Origin of the sequence: Streptomyces sp. SP18CS02, assembly GCF_036322365.1 — a bacterium.
Lineage (GTDB): Bacteria > Actinomycetota > Actinomycetes > Streptomycetales > Streptomycetaceae > Streptomyces.
The window spans coordinates 144,168-163,519 of sequence record NZ_JAQYXC010000266.1 but is presented as its reverse complement, the minus strand read 5'-3'; the positions used below and the strand labels follow the sequence as shown (position 1 = coordinate 163,519).

General features: G+C 72.0%; 16 protein-coding genes and 1 tRNA gene. 10 read left to right on the top strand and 7 right to left on the bottom strand.

What is annotated here, in order from left to right:
* Positions 1-58: 58 nt before the first annotated feature.
* Both PUR26_RS08510 and PUR26_RS08505 read right to left on the bottom strand, forming a co-directional pair.
* Positions 59-292 (bottom strand): chaplin, encoded by a 234-nt coding sequence (locus PUR26_RS08510; protein WP_329870754.1) that lies wholly within the window; start codon positions 290-292, stop codon positions 59-61.
* 473 nt (positions 293-765) lie between these two features.
* Positions 766-2,091, bottom strand: coding sequence for a M20/M25/M40 family metallo-hydrolase (locus PUR26_RS08505; RefSeq protein WP_329870752.1), 1,326 nt, complete (start codon positions 2,089-2,091; stop codon positions 766-768).
* A gap of 197 nt (positions 2,092-2,288) precedes the next feature.
* Between PUR26_RS08505 and PUR26_RS08500 the strand changes: the two genes are divergently transcribed.
* Together PUR26_RS08500 and PUR26_RS08495 are read left to right on the top strand one after the other, a co-directional pair.
* Positions 2,289-2,373: transfer RNA gene (locus PUR26_RS08500), tRNA-Leu, on the top strand.
* 109 nt (positions 2,374-2,482) lie between these two features.
* Positions 2,483-3,721 carry an ROK family protein gene (locus PUR26_RS08495; protein ID WP_329870750.1) on the top strand — a complete coding sequence of 413 codons (1,239 nt, stop codon included), beginning with the start codon at positions 2,483-2,485 and terminating at the stop codon, positions 3,719-3,721.
* A 74-nt stretch (positions 3,722-3,795) separates the two neighbouring features.
* Here PUR26_RS08495 and xylA read toward each other — a convergent pair whose 3' ends face one another.
* Positions 3,796-4,965, bottom strand: a complete 1,170-nt coding sequence (gene xylA / locus PUR26_RS08490; RefSeq protein WP_329870749.1) for a xylose isomerase — start codon at positions 4,963-4,965, stop codon at positions 3,796-3,798.
* 169 nt (positions 4,966-5,134) lie between these two features.
* Between xylA and xylB the strand changes: the two genes are divergently transcribed.
* From xylB to PUR26_RS08475, 3 genes are read left to right on the top strand one after another with little or no spacing between them, the layout of a single operon-like run.
* On the top strand, positions 5,135-6,577 hold the full coding sequence (gene xylB, locus PUR26_RS08485; RefSeq protein WP_329870748.1) for a xylulokinase: 1,443 nt from the start codon (positions 5,135-5,137) through the stop codon (positions 6,575-6,577).
* Positions 6,578-6,590: 13 nt separating this feature from the next.
* Positions 6,591-8,861: an alpha-xylosidase gene (gene yicI / locus PUR26_RS08480; protein WP_329870746.1), complete on the top strand. Its 2,271-nt coding sequence runs from the start codon at positions 6,591-6,593 to the stop codon at positions 8,859-8,861.
* A gap of 49 nt (positions 8,862-8,910) precedes the next feature.
* Positions 8,911-9,843 (top strand): RluA family pseudouridine synthase, encoded by a 933-nt coding sequence (locus PUR26_RS08475; RefSeq protein ID WP_329870745.1) that lies wholly within the window; start codon positions 8,911-8,913, stop codon positions 9,841-9,843.
* Here PUR26_RS08475 and PUR26_RS08470 read toward each other — a convergent pair.
* Together PUR26_RS08470 and PUR26_RS08465 are read right to left on the bottom strand one after the other, a co-directional pair.
* On the bottom strand, positions 9,828-10,457 hold the full coding sequence (locus tag PUR26_RS08470) for an MBL fold metallo-hydrolase (RefSeq protein ID WP_329870743.1): 630 nt from the start codon (positions 10,455-10,457) through the stop codon (positions 9,828-9,830). The two genes, PUR26_RS08475 and PUR26_RS08470, sit on opposite strands and share 16 nt — an antisense overlap.
* Positions 10,457-11,542, bottom strand: coding sequence for an S-(hydroxymethyl)mycothiol dehydrogenase (locus tag PUR26_RS08465; RefSeq protein WP_329870741.1), 1,086 nt, complete (start codon positions 11,540-11,542; stop codon positions 10,457-10,459). The genes PUR26_RS08470 and PUR26_RS08465 overlap by 1 nt, the downstream gene beginning before the upstream one ends.
* A gap of 167 nt (positions 11,543-11,709) precedes the next feature.
* Here PUR26_RS08465 and phsA point away from each other — a divergent pair, with 167 nt between their 5' ends.
* Positions 11,710-13,635 carry an O-aminophenol oxidase PhsA gene (gene phsA, locus PUR26_RS08460; protein WP_443077010.1) on the top strand — a complete coding sequence of 642 codons (1,926 nt, stop codon included), beginning with the start codon at positions 11,710-11,712 and terminating at the stop codon, positions 13,633-13,635.
* A gap of 204 nt (positions 13,636-13,839) precedes the next feature.
* Here phsA and PUR26_RS08455 read toward each other — a convergent pair whose 3' ends face one another.
* Together PUR26_RS08455 and PUR26_RS08450 are read right to left on the bottom strand one after the other, a co-directional pair.
* Complete coding sequence (locus tag PUR26_RS08455) at positions 13,840-15,309, bottom strand: amino acid permease (protein WP_329870739.1); 1,470 nt, start codon at positions 15,307-15,309, stop codon at positions 13,840-13,842.
* A 168-nt stretch (positions 15,310-15,477) separates the two neighbouring features.
* Positions 15,478-16,179: a FadR/GntR family transcriptional regulator gene (locus tag PUR26_RS08450; RefSeq protein WP_329870738.1), complete on the bottom strand. Its 702-nt coding sequence runs from the start codon at positions 16,177-16,179 to the stop codon at positions 15,478-15,480.
* 163 nt (positions 16,180-16,342) lie between these two features.
* Between PUR26_RS08450 and PUR26_RS08445 the strand changes: the two genes are divergently transcribed.
* From PUR26_RS08445 to PUR26_RS08430, 4 genes are all read left to right on the top strand, one after another.
* A complete protein-coding gene (locus PUR26_RS08445) occupies positions 16,343-16,852 on the top strand; it encodes a gluconokinase (protein ID WP_329870737.1) in 510 nt (169 codons plus the stop codon).
* Between the two features lie 9 nt (positions 16,853-16,861).
* Entirely contained in the window at positions 16,862-18,259 is a 1,398-nt protein-coding gene (locus tag PUR26_RS08440) for a GntT/GntP/DsdX family permease (RefSeq protein WP_329870735.1), read from the top strand.
* A gap of 287 nt (positions 18,260-18,546) precedes the next feature.
* Positions 18,547-18,972 (top strand): ASCH domain-containing protein, encoded by a 426-nt coding sequence (locus PUR26_RS08435; protein WP_329870733.1) that lies wholly within the window; start codon positions 18,547-18,549, stop codon positions 18,970-18,972.
* Positions 18,969-19,340 (top strand): nuclear transport factor 2 family protein, encoded by a 372-nt coding sequence (locus PUR26_RS08430; RefSeq protein ID WP_329870731.1) that lies wholly within the window; start codon positions 18,969-18,971, stop codon positions 19,338-19,340. Before PUR26_RS08435 ends, PUR26_RS08430 begins: the two co-directional genes overlap by 4 nt.
* The last annotated feature ends 12 nt before the right edge of the window (positions 19,341-19,352 follow it).

The window sequence follows — 19,352 nt, the reverse complement described above, 5'->3', positions numbered from 1 at the left end:
GCATGGCGCGCGCTCCGGGGCCGGCCGGGCTCAGACCCTCACGGGTCGAGGCGCAACGTCAGCCGTTGACGCAGGTGTTGCCGAAGGTCGGGTTCAGCAGCCCGACGACGTTGATCGTGTTGCCGCAGACGTTGACCGGCACGTGCACCGGAACCTGGATGACGTTGCCCGAGACGACGCCCGGGGAGCCCACCGCGGCACCCTGCGCACCCGCGTCGGCGACGGCCATGCCCGCACCGGCGAGCATCAGACCACCAGTGGCAGCCGCGACAGCGGCGACCTTCTTGATCATTGTTCCTCCTCGTTGGCAAATGCGATCCCAGCCGCGGACCGCACTCCCTGTAACGAGGAGGAAGTAAGGGAGCTACGAGCCGGTGACGGCGTTCACCCTTTCCGGTCAGGTGCGTACAGGCAGTCGATTATTGGAGTTTCGTTTCAGCCGACTATTCACCCGTTCCGGCGCGTATCCGCCGGACGGGGTTCCGGCCCCGGAGCGGGGATCACCGCCCCGACCAGGGGATTCACCCTTCCGGACAGGCGTTTCCCGGCCGCGGCACGGTCCGGTGCCGCGGCCGGGACCGGCTCCCGGACCGCGTCCGTTCCCCGACCCGGCGGGCGCCACGGCACCCGGTCCGGCGGGCGCCACGGCACCCGGTCCGGCAGGCGGCGCGGCACCCGGTCCGGCAGGCGGCGCGGCACCCGGCCCGCGTCCGTTCCCCGGCCCGGCGGCGGCGCGGCACCCGGCCCGGCGGGCGGCGCGGGCGCTCAGCTCGCGTCGATGAAGCGGTCCAGCACCCGCACACCGAACTTCAGCCCGTCCACCGGCACCCGCTCGTCCACGCCGTGGAACATCCCGGCGAAGTCCAGCTCCGGCGGCAGCTTCAGGGGGGCGAAGCCGAAGCAGCGGATACCGAGGTCGTCGAAGGACTTGGCGTCGGTGCCGCCGGAGAGCATGTACGGCACGGCGCGGGCGATCGGGTCCTCGGCCTTGAGCGCCGACTGCATGGCATCCACCAGGTCCCCGTCGAAGGTGGTCTCCAGGGCCTTGTCGCCGTGCACGTCCTCGCGCCTGACGCGCGGGCCGAGGATACGGTCGAGGTCGGCCAGGAACTCCTCCTCGTGACCGGGCAGGAAGCGCCCGTCGACGTGGGCCGTCGCCTGGCCCGGGATCACGTTGACCTTGTAGCCCGCGCCGAGCATGGTCGGGGCGGCCGAGTTGCGCAGGGTCGCACCGATCATCTTGGCGATGCCGCCGAGCTTGGCGAGCGTCGCCTCCATGTCCTCCGGGTCCAGCGGGGTGCCGAGGGCGTCGGAGAGCTCGTCGAGGAAGGACCGCACGGTCTTGGTCACCCGTACCGGCCAGGTGTGCCGGCCGAGCCGGCCCACGGCCTCGCAGAGCTCGGTGATGGCGTTGTCGCTGTTGGTCATCGAACCGTGCCCGGCGGTGCCGTCCACGGTGAGCCGCATCCAGTGCATGCCCTTCTGCGCCGTCTCGACCAGGTACAGGCGCAGGTTCTCGTTGACGGTGAACGAGAAGCCGCCGACCTCGCCGATCGCCTCCGTGACGCCCTCGAAGAGATCCGGGTGCTTGTCGACGAGGTGCCGAGCGCCGTACGTGCCGCCGGCCTCCTCGTCGGCGAGGAACGCCAGCACGATGTCGCGCGGGGGCTTGCGGCCGCTGCGCAGCCGGTCCCGTACGACCGCGAGGGTCATGGCGTCCATGTCCTTCATGTCGACCGCGCCCCGGCCCCAGACGCAGCCGTCGGCGATCTCCCCGGAGAAGGGGTGGTGGGTCCAGTCCTCCGCGTTGGCGGGCACCACGTCGGTGTGGCCGTGGATCAGGAGAGCCGGGCGGGAGGGGTCCTCGCCCTCGATCCGGGCGACGGTGGAGGCGCGCCCCTTGTGGGACTCGATGATCTTCGGTTCGAGGCCCACCTCGGCGAGCTTCTCGGCGACGTACTCGGCGGCCGCCCGCTCCCCCGGTCCCGAGTGGTCGCCGTAGTTGCTGGTGTCGATCCGGATCAGATCCCGGCAGAGGTCGACGACCTCGTCCTCTCCGGTGACGGTCCGCGCCGTGCTCGACTCGCTCACGCTGGTTCCTCCCGCGTCGGTGCTGGTGGTCCCCCTCATCCTCCACCTCCCCGGGCCGGTGCCCAAGGGCGAGCCCGGCCCGACATACGCCTGTCACACGGGCTTCCCGCCCGGGCCCCGGGGCGTGATCGGGCGCTCCGAATGTTTGCTATGGTTTTCCACGTCGGAACGGCCCAGGGCCGCGAGACAGACACCTTGTCCGGGTGGCGGAATGGCAGACGCGCTAGCTTGAGGTGCTAGTGCCCTTTATCGGGCGTGGGGGTTCAAGTCCCCCCTCGGACACAGAGAAACAGGAGCGCGGGTTCCGGCCGGAAGGCCGGGGCCCGCGCTTCTGTATGGGTCCGTCCGGCCGGGGGCGCCCTTGGGCGCGTCGCATAGGCTCGGCCGCACGATGAAGAACAGTCTGGATCCGCTGCAGCCCAAGGCAGACAAGGCCTCCGTGCGCCGGCACAACCTGAGTCTGGTGCTGCGGGCCGTGCACGACGAGGGCGAGGCGACGAGGGCGGCGGTCGCGGCCCGCGTGGGGCTGACGCGGGCGGCCGTGTCGTCGCTGGTGGAGCAGTTGCTGAGCAGCGGGTTCCTGACCGAGTCGGGCAAGACGTTCAGCGGGCACGCGGGGCGGCCCGGCACCGCCCTGCGGGTGGCGCGCACCGGGCCCGCCGGGCTCGGTGTGGAGATCAACATCGATTACGTCTCCGTGTGTGTCGTGGATCTCGCGGGCACCGACCGGGTGCGGCTGACCGAGCACCTGGACAACCGGGGCGTCGAGCCCGCCGAGGTGCTGGCGCGGGCGGCCCGGATCGCGGCCCGCACGCTGGAGTCGGCGGCCGAGCAGGACCTCCGCCCCGCGGGGGCGCGGCTCGCGCTGCCGGGGCTGGTGTCCGGGGGCACCGTGCGCCAGGCCCCGAACCTGGGCTGGAACCGGGTGGCGGCCGAGGGGCTGTTCGCCCGGGCGCTGTCCGCCCTGCGGCCCGGCCGGCGGGCACTGCCGGTGGGGTCGGACAACGAGGCGAACGCGGCGGCCCTGGCCGAGCTCTGGTTCGGCGGCCTGGAACGGGTGCGCAGCTTCGTGTATCTGACCGGGGAGATCGGGGTGGGCGGCGCCCTCGTCGTCGACGGTGAGCTGATGCGCGGCGCCCACGGCTTCGCCGGGGAGATCGGGCACGTCGTGGTGGACGCCGAGGGGCCCGGATGCCGGTGCGGCTCGCGCGGGTGCCTGGAGCAGTACGCGGGTCAGTCGGCCCTGTTGCGCGGCGCGGGGATCGACGAGCGGACCGGGACGACCGGGGTCGAGGAGCTGGAGAAGAGGGCCCGTGGCGGCGACGCGCGGGCGGTGGCGGCGCTGGAGCGCGCCGGGGGGATGCTGGGCCGGGTGCTGTCGGGGGCGGTGAACCTGCTCGATCCGGACGCGGTGGTGCTCGGCGGGATCTACCGGCCGCTGATGCCGTGGCTGGGGCCGGCGGCGGACCTGGAGCTGACCGGCCGGGTCGTGTCGGGGCTCTGGCCGGCGGGCAGCGGGCGGCTGCGGGCCTCGTCGTCGTCGGGTGACGCGGCACGGGGCGCGGCGGCGCTCGTCGTGCGGGACGTGGTGGCGGACCCCGCCGGACACGCGGAGCGGGTCACGGCCTGAGCCGTGGCCCGCTCCGCCGGCGGTCTGCCGGGCGGACGTCCGCCGCGTGGTCCGGGAGCTTTGTCCCGCCGGGGTCAGCGGACCGCGAGCAGGTGCTCCATGGCGAGCTGGTCGAGGCGTTCGAAGGCCATGGACCGTTCCGCGGCCGCGGAGACGTCGAAGTCCTCGTACGAGGAGGTGTCGGCGAGCAGTCCTGCCAGGCCGTCCTCGGCGGTGGGCAGCGCGAGCTCGTGGAGGCGCGAGGCGGTCAGCGCCTCCTGGACCTCGGGGTCCGCGCGGAAGGCCGCGGCGCGCTCCTTGAGGATGAGGTAGTTGCGCATGCAGTTCCTGGCCGACTCCCACACGCCGTCGAAGCCGTCGGTGCGCACGGGCTTGAAGTCGAAGTGGCGCGGGCCGGCGTATCCGGCGCTCTCCAGCAGGTCGACCAGCCAGAACGCCTGGCGCAGGTCGCCCGCGCCGAAGCGGAGGTCCTGGTCGTACTTGATGCCGGACTGGCCGTTGAGGTCGATGTGGAAGAGCTTCCCGGCCCACAGCGCCTGGGCGATGCCGTGGGGGAAGTTCAGGCCCGCCATCTGCTCGTGGCCGGTCTCGGGGTTGACGCCGACGAGCTCGGGGCGCTCCAGGCGCTCGATGAAGGCGAGGGCGTGGCCGATGGTGGGCAGCAGGATGTCGCCGCGCGGCTCGTTGGGCTTGGGCTCGATGGCGAAACGGAGGTCGTAGCCCTGCTCGGTGACGTACTGGCCGAGGAGGTCGAACGCCTCCTTCATGCGGTCGAGGGCGACGCGGGCGTCCTTGGCGGCGCCGGACTCGGCCCCCTCGCGACCGCCCCAGGCGACGTAGGTGGTGGCGCCGAGCTCGACTGCCAGGTCGATGTTGCGGAGGGTCTTGCGCAGGGCGTAGCGGCGGACGTCGCGGTCGTTGGCGGTGAACCCGCCGTCCTTGAAGACCGGGTGGGTGAAGAGGTTCGTGGTGGCCATCGGCACCTTCATGCCGGTGCGGTCCAGCGCGTCGCGGAAGCGCTTGACGATGGCCTCGCGCTCGCTGTCCGGGCTGCCGAACGGAATGAGGTCGTCGTCGTGGAACGTCACGCCGTACGCGCCGAGCGCCGCGAGCCGCTCCACCGACTCGACCGGGTCGAGGGCCGGGCGGGTGGCGGTGCCGAACGGGTCGGCCCCCTGCCATCCGACGGTCCACAGACCGAACGTGAAGGTGTCCTCGGGGGTGGGGGTGAAGCGTTCCGACATGTTCTGACCCCTCAGGCGTGGTGACGGATGCCATTTGTTTTCTGACATTACTAATACACTAATACGCGATCGGAGGGTTCTCGCCAAGACCTGGAACAGGGCGTGTCTCCTCTTGCCCGAAGGGCCGGAGCTCTACCGTCCTTCAATTTGTTTTGTGTACGATCAAAAAATGGACCAAGTTGTGATCGGCGTGGACAGCTCCACGCAGTCCACCAAGGCGGCCGTGGTGGACGCCGCCTCCGGCCGGCTTCTGGCCGTGGGCCGGGCGGCCCATACGGTGAGCGGTGAGGCCGGTGCGCGCGAGAGCGACCCCACGTCGTGGTGGGGGGCCCTGGCCGACGCCGTCGCCGCGGGGCTGGCGCAGTCCGGTGCCGGTGGGCATGCCGTCACCGGCATCGCGGTCGCCGGACAGCAGCACGGGCTGGTCGTCCTGGACGGTGCCGGGCGGCCGCTGCGCCCCGCCCTGCTGTGGAACGACACCCGCTCCGCCCCCCAGGCCGCCGCGCTCACCGCGAGGCTCGGCGTCCCGGAGTGGCTGGAGCGGACCGGCTCGGTGCCCGTCGCCTCCATGACCGCCTCCAAGTGGCAGTGGCTGCGCGAGAACGAACCGCACACCGCAGACGCCGCCGCGGCCGTCCGCCTCCCCCACGACTTCCTCACCGAACGGCTGGCCGGCGTCGCCGCCACCGATCCGGGCGACGCCTCCGGCACCTGCTGGTACAACACCGCGACCGGCGCCTACGACCCCCGGCTCCTGGAACTCCTCGGCCTGGACACCGCGCTGCTCCCCACCGTCGCCGCGACCGGCGCCGCCCGGGTGGGTTCGCTGACCGCTTCGGCCGCCGCCGCGCTGGGCCTGCCGGAAGGCATCGCCGTCGCCGCGGGCACCGGCGACAACATGGCCGCCGCCGTCGGGCTGGGCCTGGGCGGCGCCGGGCTGCTCGACCACCCCGTGGTCTCCCTGGGCACCTCCGGCACCGTCTTCGCCGCGACCCGGGCGCGGCCCGCCGTGGCCGCGCTGGCCGGATTCGCCGCCGCCGACGGCACCTACCTGCCACTGGGCTGCACCCTCAACTGCACGCTCGCCGTCGACCGGGTCGCCGAGCTGCTCGGCCTGGACCGCGAGGACGCCGTGCCCGGCGGCGAGGCCGTCCTGCTGCCCTACCTCGACGGGGAGCGCACCCCGGACCTGCCGGGTGCCGCCGGGCTGCTCACCGGGCTGCGTCACGCCACCACGTCCCGGCAGCTGCTCGGCGCGGCCTACGAGGGCGCCGTCTTCACCGTGCTGCGGGCCCTCGACGCCCTGCCCGGCCCGGTGGACGCGGACGCTCCGCTGCGGCTGATCGGCGGCGGCGCCCAGGGGCGGATGTGGGTGGAGACGGTCCGCCGGCTCTCCGGGCGGCCCGTCGTCCTTCCCCGTTCCACCGAGCTCGTCGCCCTCGGCGCGGCCGCGCTGGCCGCGGGCGCCGCCACCGGCGAGGACCCCGTGGCGGTCGCCACCGCCTGGCGGACCGGCGAGGGGGAGACGCTCGCTCCGGTCGAGCGCGACCACGCCACCTGGGACCGTGTCTCCGCCACCCTGGACCGGGCCGTTCCCGCCCTGCTGACCTGACCCGAGGAATTCCATGAAGTTCACCGACGGCTTCTGGCTGATGCGCGACGGCGTCGACGCCTCGTACGCCACCGAAGTGCGTGACCTGCACGTCAGCGACGACCACTTCACCGCCTACGCGGCGGTCAGGCACGTCGAGCACCGTGGCCACACCCTCAACTCGCCGCTGCTCACGGTGGAGTGCTTCTCCCCCGCCGAGGGGGTCATCGGGGTGCGGGCCACCCACCACGCGGGCAGGGCGCACGCGGGCCCCGACTTCGATCTGCCCGGTGCCGACTCGGACACCGGAACCGGCGCGCGGACCCGGCGCGACGGCTCGGTGACCGAGCTGACCAGCGGCCCGCTCACCCTGCGCCTGGACCGGTCGGGACCGTGGGGACTGACGTTCCTGGACGGTGACGGCAGGCGGCTCACCTCGGTCGAGGCCAAGGGCACCGCGTTCGCCACCACCGGCGACGGCGCCCACCACATGGTGGCGCAGCTCGCGCTGGGCGTCGGCGAGAACGTCTACGGACTCGGCGAGCGGTTCACCCCGTACGTGAAGAACGGCCAGACCGTCGACATCTGGCAGGCCGACGGCGGCACCAGCAGCGAGCAGGCGTACAAGAACGTCCCGTTCTACCTCTCCTCGCGCGGCTACGGGGTCTTCGTCAACCACCCGGGGAAGGTGTCCTTCGAGGTCGGCTCGGAGTCGGTCGGGCAGGTGCAGTTCAGCGTCGAGGACCAGACGCTGGAGTACTACGTCGTGGCGGGGCCCACCCCCAAGGACGTCCTGGCCCGCTACACCGCGCTGACCGGGCGGCCCGCGCTGCCGCCCGCCTGGTCGTTCGGGCTGTGGCTGACGACGTCCTTCTGCACGTCGTACGACGAGGAGACGGTCACCTCCTTCGTGGACGGCATGGCCGAGCGGAACATCCCGCTGTCCGTGTTCCACTTCGACTGCTTCTGGATGCGCGAGTACCAGTGGTCCGACTTCCAGTGGGACCCGGAGACCTTCCCGGACCCGGCGGGCATGCTGGCGCGGCTCAAGGAGCGCGGACTGCGGATCAGCGCGTGGATCAACCCGTACATCGCGCAGAAGTCGGCGCTCTTCGCCGAGGGCGCCCACCACGGCTACCTGGTGAGGAGGCCGAACGGCGACATCTGGCAGTGGGACCTGTGGCAGGCCGGGATGGCCCTGGTCGACTTCACCAACCCGGACGCGCGGGCGTGGTTCCGGTCGAAGCTCAAGCCGCTGCTCGACCAGGGCGTGGACTGCTTCAAGACCGACTTCGGCGAGCGGGTGCCGACCGATGTGGTGTGGCACGACGGCTCCGACCCGGAGCGGATGCACAACTACTACGCCCAGCTGTACAACCAGTGCGTCTTCGAGCTGCTGGAGAAGGAGCGCGGGGCGGGCGAGGCGGTGCTGTTCGCCCGCTCGGCGACGGCCGGCGGGCAGCAGTTCCCGGTGCACTGGGGCGGTGACTGCTTCGCCTCCTTCAACGCCATGGCCGAGTCGCTGCGCGGGGGGCTGTCGCTGAGCCTGTCCGGCTTCGGTTTCTGGAGCCATGACATCGGCGGCTTCGAGGGCACGCCCGACCCCGACGTCTTCAAGCGGTGGCTGGCCTTCGGGCTGCTGTCCTCGCACAGCAGGCTGCACGGGAACATGTCGTACCGGGTGCCGTGGGAGTTCGGCGACGAGGCGGTGGACGTGGCGCGGCAGTTCACCGAGCTGAAGCACCGGCTGATGCCCTATCTGTACGGCGCCGCCGCCGAGGCCCACCGGACGGGCACCCCCCTGATGCGTCCGATGCTGCTGGAGTTCCCCGACGACCCGGGCTGCCGGACGCTGGACCGTCAGTACATGCTCGGCCCGGACCTGCTGGTGGCGCCGGTGTTCACGGCGGACGGGGAGGTGGAGTTCTACGTGCCGGAGGGCACCTGGACGCATCTGCTGACCGGCGCGACCGTGACCGGCCCGGCCTGGCGGCGCGAGCGGCACGGCTTCGACAGCCTGCCGCTGTACGTACGGCCCGGCGCGGTGCTGCCCCTGGGCGCGGACGACCAGCGGCCGGACGGCGACTGGCTGGAGGGCCTGACGCTGCTGGTCCAGCCGGACGCGGACGGACGGACCCTCACGGTGCCCGACCTCACGGGGGCCCCGGCGGCGGACTTCACGGTGGTACGGGACGGGCGGGCGCTGCGCGTGCGCGCGAGCGGCACGGACCGGCCCTTCAGGGTCAGGCTGGTGGGGGGCGGCTCGGCGCGGGGCGCGGGAGAGGTGACCGTACCGCTGCCGTGAGCGGGGGACGGTGGGCCGGGAAACGGCCTGCCGGGGCTACCGTGGGCCCGTGAGACGCAGAACGAAGGCCCCGGCGGCCCCGCTGCCGCAGCGCGCCGGCATAGACCCGGTGCGGCTGCGGCTGCCCGCCGATCCGGACGGTGCGTGGGTGACCGTCCGGGACCATCTGGCCGGGCGGTACGCCGGGGCGATCGGCGCCGGCCGGGTCGACGCCATGCTGGCGGAGGGCCGGTTCGTCGGCGCCGACGGCCGGCCGGTGGGCGCGGAGGAGCCGTACGCGGAGGGGCGGTACGTCTGGTTCCACCGGGACTTCCCGCCCGAGCGGCGGGTGCCGTTCGACGTCGGGGTCGTCCACCGCGACGAGCGCATCGTGGTCGCCGACAAGCCGCACTTCCTGGCGACGATGCCGCGCGGGCGGCATGTGACCGAGACGGCCCTGGCGCGGCTGCGCCGCGACCTGGACCTGCCGCACCTCCAGCCCGCGCACCGGCTCGACCGGCTGACGGCCGGGCTGGTGCTCTTCGTCGTGAACCCGTCGGACCGGGGGGCGTACCAGACCCTGTTCCGGGACCGGCTGGTGCGCAAGGAGTACGAGGCGGTCGCGGCGTACGAGCCCGGGATCGCGCTGCCGGTGACCGTACGCAGCCGGATCGTGAAGGAGCGCGGGGTGATGGCCGCCCGCGAGGAGCCGGGCGAGCCGAACAGCGAGAGCCGCGTCGAGCTGACCGGTCACCGGGGCGGGCTGGGCCGGTACCGGCTGGTTCCGGAGACCGGCCGCACCCATCAGCTGCGGGTCCATATGAACAGCCTGGGCGTGCCGATCCTCGGCGATCCGGTGTATCCGGTGGTCCGTGAGGACGGGCCGGAGGACTGGTCGCGTCCGCTGCAACTGCTGGCGCGGACGCTGGAGTTCACCGACCCGCTCACGGGCGGGCTGATGCGCTTCGAGAGCCGGCGGCGGCTGGCTCAGTGGCCTCTTTGAATCCACTCCTCCAGGTGCGGGGCCTCGGCGCCGATGGTGGTCGGGTCTCCGTGCCCCGTACGGACGACCGTGTCCGGCGGCAGGGTGAGCAGCCGGTCGCGGATCGACGAGACGATCGTCGGGAAGTCGGAGAAGGACCGGCCGGTCGCGCCGGGGCCTCCCTGGAAGAGGGTGTCCCCGGTGAAGACCGTGGACAGCTCCGGGGCGTGGAGGCAGACAGCGCCCGGCGCGTGCCCGGGCGTGTGCAGCACGGTGAGGTCCGTGCCCGCGATGGTCAGGGTCTGCCCGTCGGAGAGCTCGCCGTCCGGCGAGTGGTCCGGATGGGTCTGCTTCCACAGCGGCAGGTCGCCGGGGTGCAGCAGGATCCGGGCGCCGGTGGCGGCGGCGAGGGCCGGGGCCGCGTCGATGTGGTCGTTGTGGGCGTGCGTGCAGACGACGGCCCGCAGGGTGCGGTCGCCGAGCGCGGCCAGGATGGCGCCGGCGTCGTGGGCGGCGTCGATGACGATCGCCTCCGAGTCGTCACCCACGATCCACACGTTGTTGTCGACGTCCCAGGTGCCGCCGTCGAGCGAGAAGGTGCCGGAGGTGACGAGGTGTTCGATGCGGGCGGCCATCAGAGGACCACCACCGAGCGCAGCACGTCGCCCTCGTGCATCCGCGCGAACGCCTTCTCGACGTCGCCGAGGCCGATCGTCTCGGTGACGAAGGCTCCGAGGTCGATCCGGCCCTGCTGGTGCAGGTCGATGAGCATCGGGAAGTCACGGGAGGGCAGGCAGTCGCCGTACCACGAGGACTTGAGCGCGCCGCCGCGCCCGAACACGTCGAGCAGCGGCAGTTCCAGCTTCATCTCGGGGGTCGGTACGCCGACCAGGACCACCGTGCCCGCGAGGTCGCGGGCGTAGAACGCCTGCTGGTAGGTCTCGGGGCGGCCGACCGCCTCGATGACGACATCGGCGCCGAAGCCGCCGGTGAGCTCGCGGATCGCCTCCACGGGGTCATGGGTGCGCGAGTTGACGGTGTGGGTCGCGCCCATCGACCTGGCCGTCTCCAGCTTGCGGTCGTCGATGTCGACGGCGATGATCCGGGCGGCGCCGGCCAGCCGGGACCCGACGATCGCGGCGTCGCCGACGCCACCGCAGCCGATGACGGCGACCGAGTCGCCGCGGCCGACCTGGCCGGTGTTGACGGCGGCGCCGATGCCGGCCATCACGCCGCAGCCCAGCAGTCCGGCGACGGAGGGGGCGACCGCCGGGTCGACCTTGGTGCACTGGCCGGCGGCGACCAGGGTCTTCTCGGCGAACGCGCCGATGCCCAGCGCCGGGGACAGCTCGGTGCCGTCGGTCAGGGTCATCCGCCGGCGGGCGTTGTGGGTGTCGAAGCAGTACCAGGGCCGGCCGCGCCGGCACGCCCGGCAGCGGCCGCAGACGGCTCGCCAGTTCAGTACGACGAAGTCGCCCGGGGCGACCTCGGTGACATCGTCGCCGACGGACTCGACGATGCCCGCGGCCTCGTGGCCGAGGAGGAACGGGAAGTCGTCGTTGATCCCGCCCTGCTTGTAGTGCAGGTCGGTGTGGCAGACGCCGCACGCCTGAATCTTCACGACGGCTTCACCGGGGCCGGGGTCGGGGATCACGATCGTCTCGACCCGCACCGGCTCGTTCTTCCCTGGGGCGACGACCCCCTGGACCTGCTGCGTCATCGCGGCTCTTCCCTTCCTCGTGCTGTTGTCCGGCACCACTATCCCCTGTCACGGCGGCGCGCCGGGGTGAATCTTTCGGCCGGATGGCAGGGTGTCGGCAACTCCGCGCGCCTCCGGGCTGTCCTTCTGTACGCAAGGACACTTCACGGCATTACGGGGGAAAGACCTTGACCGAGATCATCGAGTACATCGGGAACACCGCCGAAGCGGTCGTCGAGGCCGTCGCCGGGGCCGAACTGGTCCCGTACGTGGACCCTTTGACCGTCCCGCCCGTCCTGCGGCCGGACCGGCCGGACGTGCTGCAGGAGATCGAGATCGCGCTGCGGCCCACCTGGGTGCGGATGCACACCCAGCTCCCGCCGACACTGATGTGGGGGTACGAGGGCAGCGTCCCCGGCCCGACCATCGAGGTGCGGCGCGGGCAGCGGATCCGCATCGCGTGGACCAACCGCATCCCGCCCGGCAGTGAGTACCCGGTCACGGCGGTGGAGGTGGACCGGGTGGCGGGGCAGCCCGATCCCCACAACCGGCCGGGCCGCGAGGGCGCCGAGCCGAGCAAGGACGTGGCGGCGCTGCCGGCCTGGTCGGTGACGCATCTGCACGGCGCGCAGACCGGCGGCGGCAACGACGGCTGGGCGGACAACGCGGTCGGGTACGGCGACGCCCAGTTGTCGGAGTACCCGAACGACCACCAGGCGGTGCAGTGGTGGTACCACGACCACGCCATGAACATCACCCGCTGGAACGTGTACGCGGGGCTGGTCGGCACCTACCTGGTGCGGGACGACGAGGAGGACGCGCTCGGGCTGCCGTCGGGCGCGCGTGAGCTGCCGCTGATCCTGGCCGACCGGAACCTGGACCGGGACGAGGACGGCTCCGGCCGGCTGAACGGACGGCTGCTGCACAAGACGACGGTCCTGACCCGGTCCCATCCGGAGACCGGCAAGCCGGTGACCCTGCCCTTCCTCGGCCCGTACACGACCGTCAACGGCACGATCTGGCCCTATCTGGACGTGGAGGACGGCTGGTACCGCTTCCGGCTGGTCAACGCCTCCAACGCGCGCGTGTACGACCTGGTGCTCGTCGACGAGGACGACGACCCGCTGCCGGGCGTGGTCCATCAGATCGGCAGCGACGGGGGGCTGCTCCCGAGGCCGGTGACGGTCGGCTTCACCGGCGGCCAGCCGCTCACGATCGCCCCGGCCGAGAGGTTCGACCTGCTGGTCGACTTCCGGAGCCTCCAGGGGCGGACCGTGCGGCTGGTGAACAAGGCGGCCGGGCGGGCCCCGGGGGTGCCGGACGCCACGCGCAACGTGCCGTACCCGCACGTCATGGAGTTCCGGGTGGGGCGCGGCGGGTGCGCGGACGACTTCGTCCTGCCGGAGGTGCTGTCGGGGTCGTTCCGGCGGTTCGACCACGAGCACTTCGACCACGGGCACCGGCTGATCGTGCTGACGCCGCCGCAGACGGTGGGCGGGGGCGGCCACCCGGAGATCTGGGAGATGGCGGAGACCGGGGCGGCCGGCGGGACGGACGTGCGGGTGCCGACGGCGGGCGTGATCCAGGTGCAGGGCCCGGACGGGAAGGTGCGGACCTACCGGCGCACCGCCCGCACGTTCAACGACGGGCTCGGCTTCACCGTCGGGGAGGGCACGTACGAGCAGTGGTCGTTCCTGAACCTGGGGGCGCCGCTGCACCCGATGCACATCCACCTGGCGGACTTCCAGGTGGTGGGCCGGGACGCCTATTCGGTGACCGGGTTCGACCCGGTGCTGGGCGGTACGCGCTCCCCGGTGCGGTTCGACCCGGAGCGCAGGATCCCCGTCCCGCCCAACGAGCAGGGCTGGAAGGACGTCTTCCGCGTGTCCCAGGGCGAGATGGTACGGGTGATGGGCCGGTTCGACGGGGCGTACGGGCGGTTCATGTACCACTGCCATCTGCTGGAGCACGAGGACATGGGGATGATGCGGCCGTTCGTGGTGATGCCCAAGGAGGTCCTGAGGTTCGACCACGGAGCCGGGCACGGCGGCGGGCACGACGGGTCCCCCGGCGGAGGTCACGGCGGGGGGTCCGGCGGGGGCCACCACGGCTGAGGCGGCCCGCGCGAGGCCCGTTCCTGCCCCGCACGGTGTCGCGAACGGGACCGGGACCGGACCGGGCTCGGGACCGGGCTCGGGACCGGGCCGGTGTTAGGGGGGCAGGCGAACGGAGCCGGTGCGGGGAGCCGGTGAACGGGAAGCCCCCGCCGGACACGTCCGGCGGGGGCTTCCCGTACCGCTGCGGGGGGGGGAGGGAGGTCAGTCCTGGGTGGTCCCGGCCGACGCGAGGGCCGTGACCCGCTTGCGGACCAGGAACCAGCCGCCGACGAGCAGGGCCGCGATCAGCGGCAGGCAGTTGACCGTGGTCCGGCCGACCCCGCCGCCGTACCACATCAGGAACAGGACGGTGGCGAGGAACACCAGCGTCACGATCTGCGTGTACGGGGCCCAGGGCAGCCGGTAGGAGGGCCGGGTGACCCTGCCGTCCTTGGAGCGGGACCAGAACAGCAGCGAGCACAGCATGATCATGCCCCAGGTGCCGAGGATGCCGATGGAGGCGAGGTTCAGCACGATCTCGAACGCCTCGCCGGGCATCACGTAGTTCAGGCCGACGCCGAGGACGCCGAAGCCGGCGGTGAGCAGGATGCCGCCGTAGGGGACCTGGCCCTTGTTCATCCGGGCGGTGAACCTGGGCGCGGAGCCCGCCATCGCCATCGAGCGCAGGATGCGGCCGGTGGAGTACAGGCCGGAGTTCAGGCTGGACAGGGCGGCGGTGAGGACGACCAGGTTCATGATGCCGGCCGTACCGGGGATGCCGAGCTTGTCGAAGACCGTGACGAAGGGGCTCTGGTCGCCGGAGAAGGCGGTGTACGGCAGCAGCAGGGCGAGCAGGACGACCGAGCCGACGTAGAACAGGCCCACGCGCCACATGATCGAGTTGATCGCCTTCGGCATGATCTTCTCGGGGTTCTCGGTCTCACCGGCGGCGACGCCGACCAGCTCGACGGAGGCGTAGGCGAAGACGACACCCTGGACGACCATCAGCATGGGCAGCATGCCCATCGGGAAGATGCCGCCGCTGTCGGTGATGGTGGACAGGCCCGGGGTGTGGCCGCCGACCTCGTGCTGGGTGACGACCAGGAAGATGCCGACACACATGAAGATCACCAGCGCGGCGACCTTGATGATCGCGAACCAGAACTCCATCTCGCCGAAGTACTTCACCGAGATCAGGTTCGCCGTGAGGACGACGGCGAGGGCGATCATGGCGAGCACCCACTGGGGGACGTCGCTGAACATGGCCCAGAAGTGGGCGTAGGTCGCGGCCGCGGTGATGTCGGCGACGGCGGTGGTCGACCAGTTCAGGAAGTACAGCCAGCCGGCCGTGTAGGCGCCCTTCTCACCCATGAACTCACGGGCGTAGGAGACGAAGGCGCCGGAGGACGGGCGATAGAGCACCAGCTCACCGAGGGCCCGGACGACGAAGAAGGCGAAGACGCCGCAGACGGCGTACGCGATGGCGAGGGAGGGGCCCGCGCCGGCCAGGCGGCCGCCGGCGCCGAGGAACAGCCCGGTGCCGATCGCGCCGCCGATGGCGATCATGTTGACGTGGCGGGACTTGAGGTCCTTGCTGTAACCGGCATCACCGGCGTCGATGTGGGGGGTGCCCGTCGCCGCCGGAGAACCGGAGCTCAGGGTGTCGGCCGCAGGCATGGTGCGGTCACTCATCTAGAAGTCGCCTTCGTGAGGAATCGTGCGGTTTCAGCCGTACGCCGGTGATGAAGGGTGGTCACCGGGGCATGTGGGCCAGGCACATAGTCACGGCAAACGAACCGTTTGGCTGTGGCCTATGTCACGCACGGGCGTATTTGAGGTGTTTTTGAGGTTACTGGTCGGTTATGGGGCGAGAACGTCCAGCTCCCGGAGGGCCCCCACGGCGATCTGCCGGGTGAGCTCCTCCGCCCGGCCGGCGTCCCGTTCCCGTACGGCCTCGGCGACCCGCACATGGAGGGTCACGGCGGGCGGATCGGGATCCTCGAACATCACCTGGTGGTGCGTGCGGCCGGTCAGGACCTCGGCGACGACGTCACCGAGCCGGGCGAACATCTCATTGCCCGAGGCGTTGAGGACCACGCGGTGGAAGGCGATGTCATGGACGAGGTACGCCTCCAGCCGGCGGCCGCGCGAGGTGGCGACCATCCCGAGGGCGTGCTCGGTGAGCTCCCTGCACTGCTGCGGCGTGGCGTGGGTCGCGGCCAGCCCGGCGGCGACCGGCTCGACGGCGGAGCGCAGGACGGTGAGCGAGCGGAGCTGGCGCGGACGGTCGGCGCCGGCCAGCCGCCAGCGGATGACCCGCGGGTCGTAGACGTTCCACTGCTCGGTGGCCCGTACCGTCACGCCGACCCTGCGGCGGGACTCGACCAGGCGCATCGATTCGAGGACCCGGACCACCTCGCGCACGACGGTGCGGGAGACCTCGAAGCGCTGCGCCAGTTCGTCGGTGCGCAGCACGCTGCCCGGCGGGTACTCCCCCGCGGTGATCGCGAGACCCAGGGTGTCCAGCACATGCGTATGGAGCCCCCGGGCCTGTGTCGTCATGGGCACAGCGTAAGCGCCGACGCGGATTCCGATGACAGCGAGCCATTAAAAGTATGACTTTTATGTCACAGGCTCTTGAATACGTCGTACCTCATGGGTTTCAGTGTGCGGCGAGGAATCGATGTCCGGCATCGATGTCGAAGAAGACAGCGAGGCACCACCCATGCAGAAACCCCCAGTCGTCGTCGTGATGGGCGTGGCGGGAACCGGCAAGACCACCATCGGTCCGCTGGTCGCCGAGGCGCTCGGCGTCCCCTACGCCGAGGGCGACGACTTCCACCCCGAGGCCAACATCGCCAAGATGTCGGCCGGCGTCCCCCTGGAGGACGACGACCGCTGGCCGTGGCTCGACGCGATCGGGCAGTGGGCACACGGGCGCGAGGGGCTCGGCGGGGTGGTGAGCAGCTCGGCGCTCAAGCGCGCCTACCGCGACCGCCTGAGGGCGGCCGCCCCCGGAGCCGTCTTCCTCCATCTGACCGGCGACCGCTCCCTCATCGAGGAGCGGATGGCGGCCCGCAAGGGCCACTTCATGCCCACCGCGCTGCTGGACTCCCAGTTCGCCGCCCTGCAGTCGCTCGGGGACGACGAGGCCGGTACGGCCGTCGACGTCACCGGCTCCCCCGAGGAAATCACCGACCGGGCCGTGGCAGCGCTGCGCCGGCTCACCATCTGAGGAACCCCTGTGACCAGTCTCAACGTCGAGATGCTGGCAGCGGACGCCACCGAACCGATCACATCGGCGGGCAACGCTCAACTGGGCATCGCCGTCCTGGCGGGCATCGCCGTCATCGTCCTGCTCATCACCAAGTTCAAGCTGCACGCCTTCCTGGCGCTGACCATCGGGTCACTGGCGCTGGGCGCGTTCGCGGGCGCTCCGCTCGACAGGACCATCGAGTCCTTCACCAAGGGGCTCGGCTCGACCGTCGCGGGCGTCGGTGTGCTGATCGCCCTCGGGGCGATCCTCGGCAAGCTGCTCGCCGATTCCGGCGGCGCGGACCAGATCGTCGACACGATCCTCGCGAAGGCGAGCGGGCGGGCGATGCCGTGGGCGATGGTGCTGATCGCCTCGGTCATCGGGCTGCCGCTCTTCTTCGAGGTCGGCATCGTGCTGCTGATCCCGGTGGTGCTGCTGGTCGCCAAGCGCGGCAACTACTCGCTGATGCGGATCGGCATCCCGGCGCTGGCCGGCCTGTCGGTGATGCACGGGCTCATCCCGCCGCACCCCGGCCCGCTGGTCGCCATCGACGCGATCGGCGCCAATCTGGGCGTCACGCTCGCCCTGGGCATCGTGGTGGCCATCCCCACGGTGATCGTCGCCGGCCCGCTGTTCTCGCGGTACGCGGCGCGCTGGGTGGACATCCAGGCGCCCGAGCGCATGATCCCCCAGCGTCCCTCGGAGGACCTGGAGCGCCGGCCGGGCTTCGGCGCGACGGTCGCGACGGTGATGCTCCCCGTGGTGCTGATGCTGATCAAGGCCCTCGTGGACATCGTCGTCGACGACCCCGAGAACGGCATACAGCGGGTCACCGACGTCATCGGTTCGCCGCTGATCGCCCTGCTGGTCGCGGTCCTCGTGGGCATGTTCACGCTCGGCCGGGCGGCCGGCTTCACCAAGGGGCGGCTCTCCACGACCGTCGAGAAGTCGCTCGCGCCCATCGCCGGCGTGCTGCTGATCGTCGGCGCGGGCGGCGGCTTCAAGCAGACCCTGATCGACATCGGTGTCGGCCAGATGATCCTGGAGCTCTCCGAGAACTGGGCGATCCCCACCCTTCTGCTGGCCTGGCTGATCGCGGTGGCGATCCGGCTGGCGACCGGTTCGGCGACGGTCGCCACCATCTCGGCCGCCGGTCTGGTGGCGCCGCTCGCCGCCGGCATGTCGACCTCGCACGCGGCGCTGCTGGTGCTGGCGATCGGCGCCGGTTCGCTCTTCTTCAGCCATGTCAACGACGCCGGCTTCTGGCTGGTGAAGGAGTACTTCGGGATGAGCGTCGGCCAGACGATCAAGACCTGGTCGGTGATGGAGACGATCATCTCGGTGGTCGGGATCGTGTGCGTCCTGCTCCTGTCACTCGTGCTGTAGCCCCCGCGGCCACCGCCGGTGGCCGTCACGGCCCGGTCGGCGTCCGGCCGGCCCGGTGCGCGTGCCTCGGCGCGCGTCCGGGCCGGCCGGGCGCCGCCGCCATGTCCGGCGGACGACGGAACCGCTGCCGGTACGCCGGCCGTGACGGCGGAACCGCTGCCGGTACGCCCCCCGGAACGGTCGCAACGGCCGGTGTGCGGAGGTCGGCCGCCGGTGTGCGGAGGTCGGCCGCCGGTGCCGTGGAAAACCCCGCTGCTCCGCCCGCCCGGGCGTGCCAGACTTGGCGGATGTCCGCAACCGAGCCCCTCAAGCCGTACCTGCTGGCCTTTCCCGGTCCCCTGCGGGACCGGCTGGTCGCCGCCGTCCTCTCCGGCGAGAAGGTCTCCACGACCGGCCTGCTGGCCGAGTACGAGGCCGAGCGGGAAGAGCTGCCGCCGGTGGGTGAGCGCTCGGCACTGATCGACTCGGAGGGCCGCGAGGTCGCGGTGCTCGAGGTGACCGAGGTACGCCTGATGCCCCTTGGCGACGTGGACCTCCAGCACGCCCTGGACGAGGGCGAGGGGTACACGTCGGTCGCCCAATGGCGCGCGGGGCACGAGGAGTTCTGGCACAGCGACGAGATGCGCGAGGCGCTGGGCGACCCGGGGTTCACGGTCGACGACACGACCATGGTCGTCGCGGAGCGCTTCCGCGTGGTGGAGCGCCTCGGGTGACCGGGGTGGAGGAGGCCATCGCGGGTGAACTGCGGCTGGTCGACCCGGGCGTGCGGACCTCGCGGGAGCGGGCCGAGCGGTTGCTGGACCCGGACTTCGTGGAGGTCGGGGCGTCGGGGCGGCGCTGGACCCGCGAGGAGATGCTCGCGGAGCTGCCCGCCATGGAGGGCGCCGCACCCGACGGCCCGCGCTACGAGATCTCCGGCATGAGGGGGGTCCAGCTCGCGCCGGACCTGGTGCACCTGACGTACGAGACGGTCATCGACGGCAGGCGGGCGCGCCGCAGTTCGCTGTGGCGCAGGACGCCGGGGCCGGCGGGCGACGCCGGGTGGCGGATGTACCACCACCAGGCGACACCGGTCCCGTAGATCCGGGGGCCG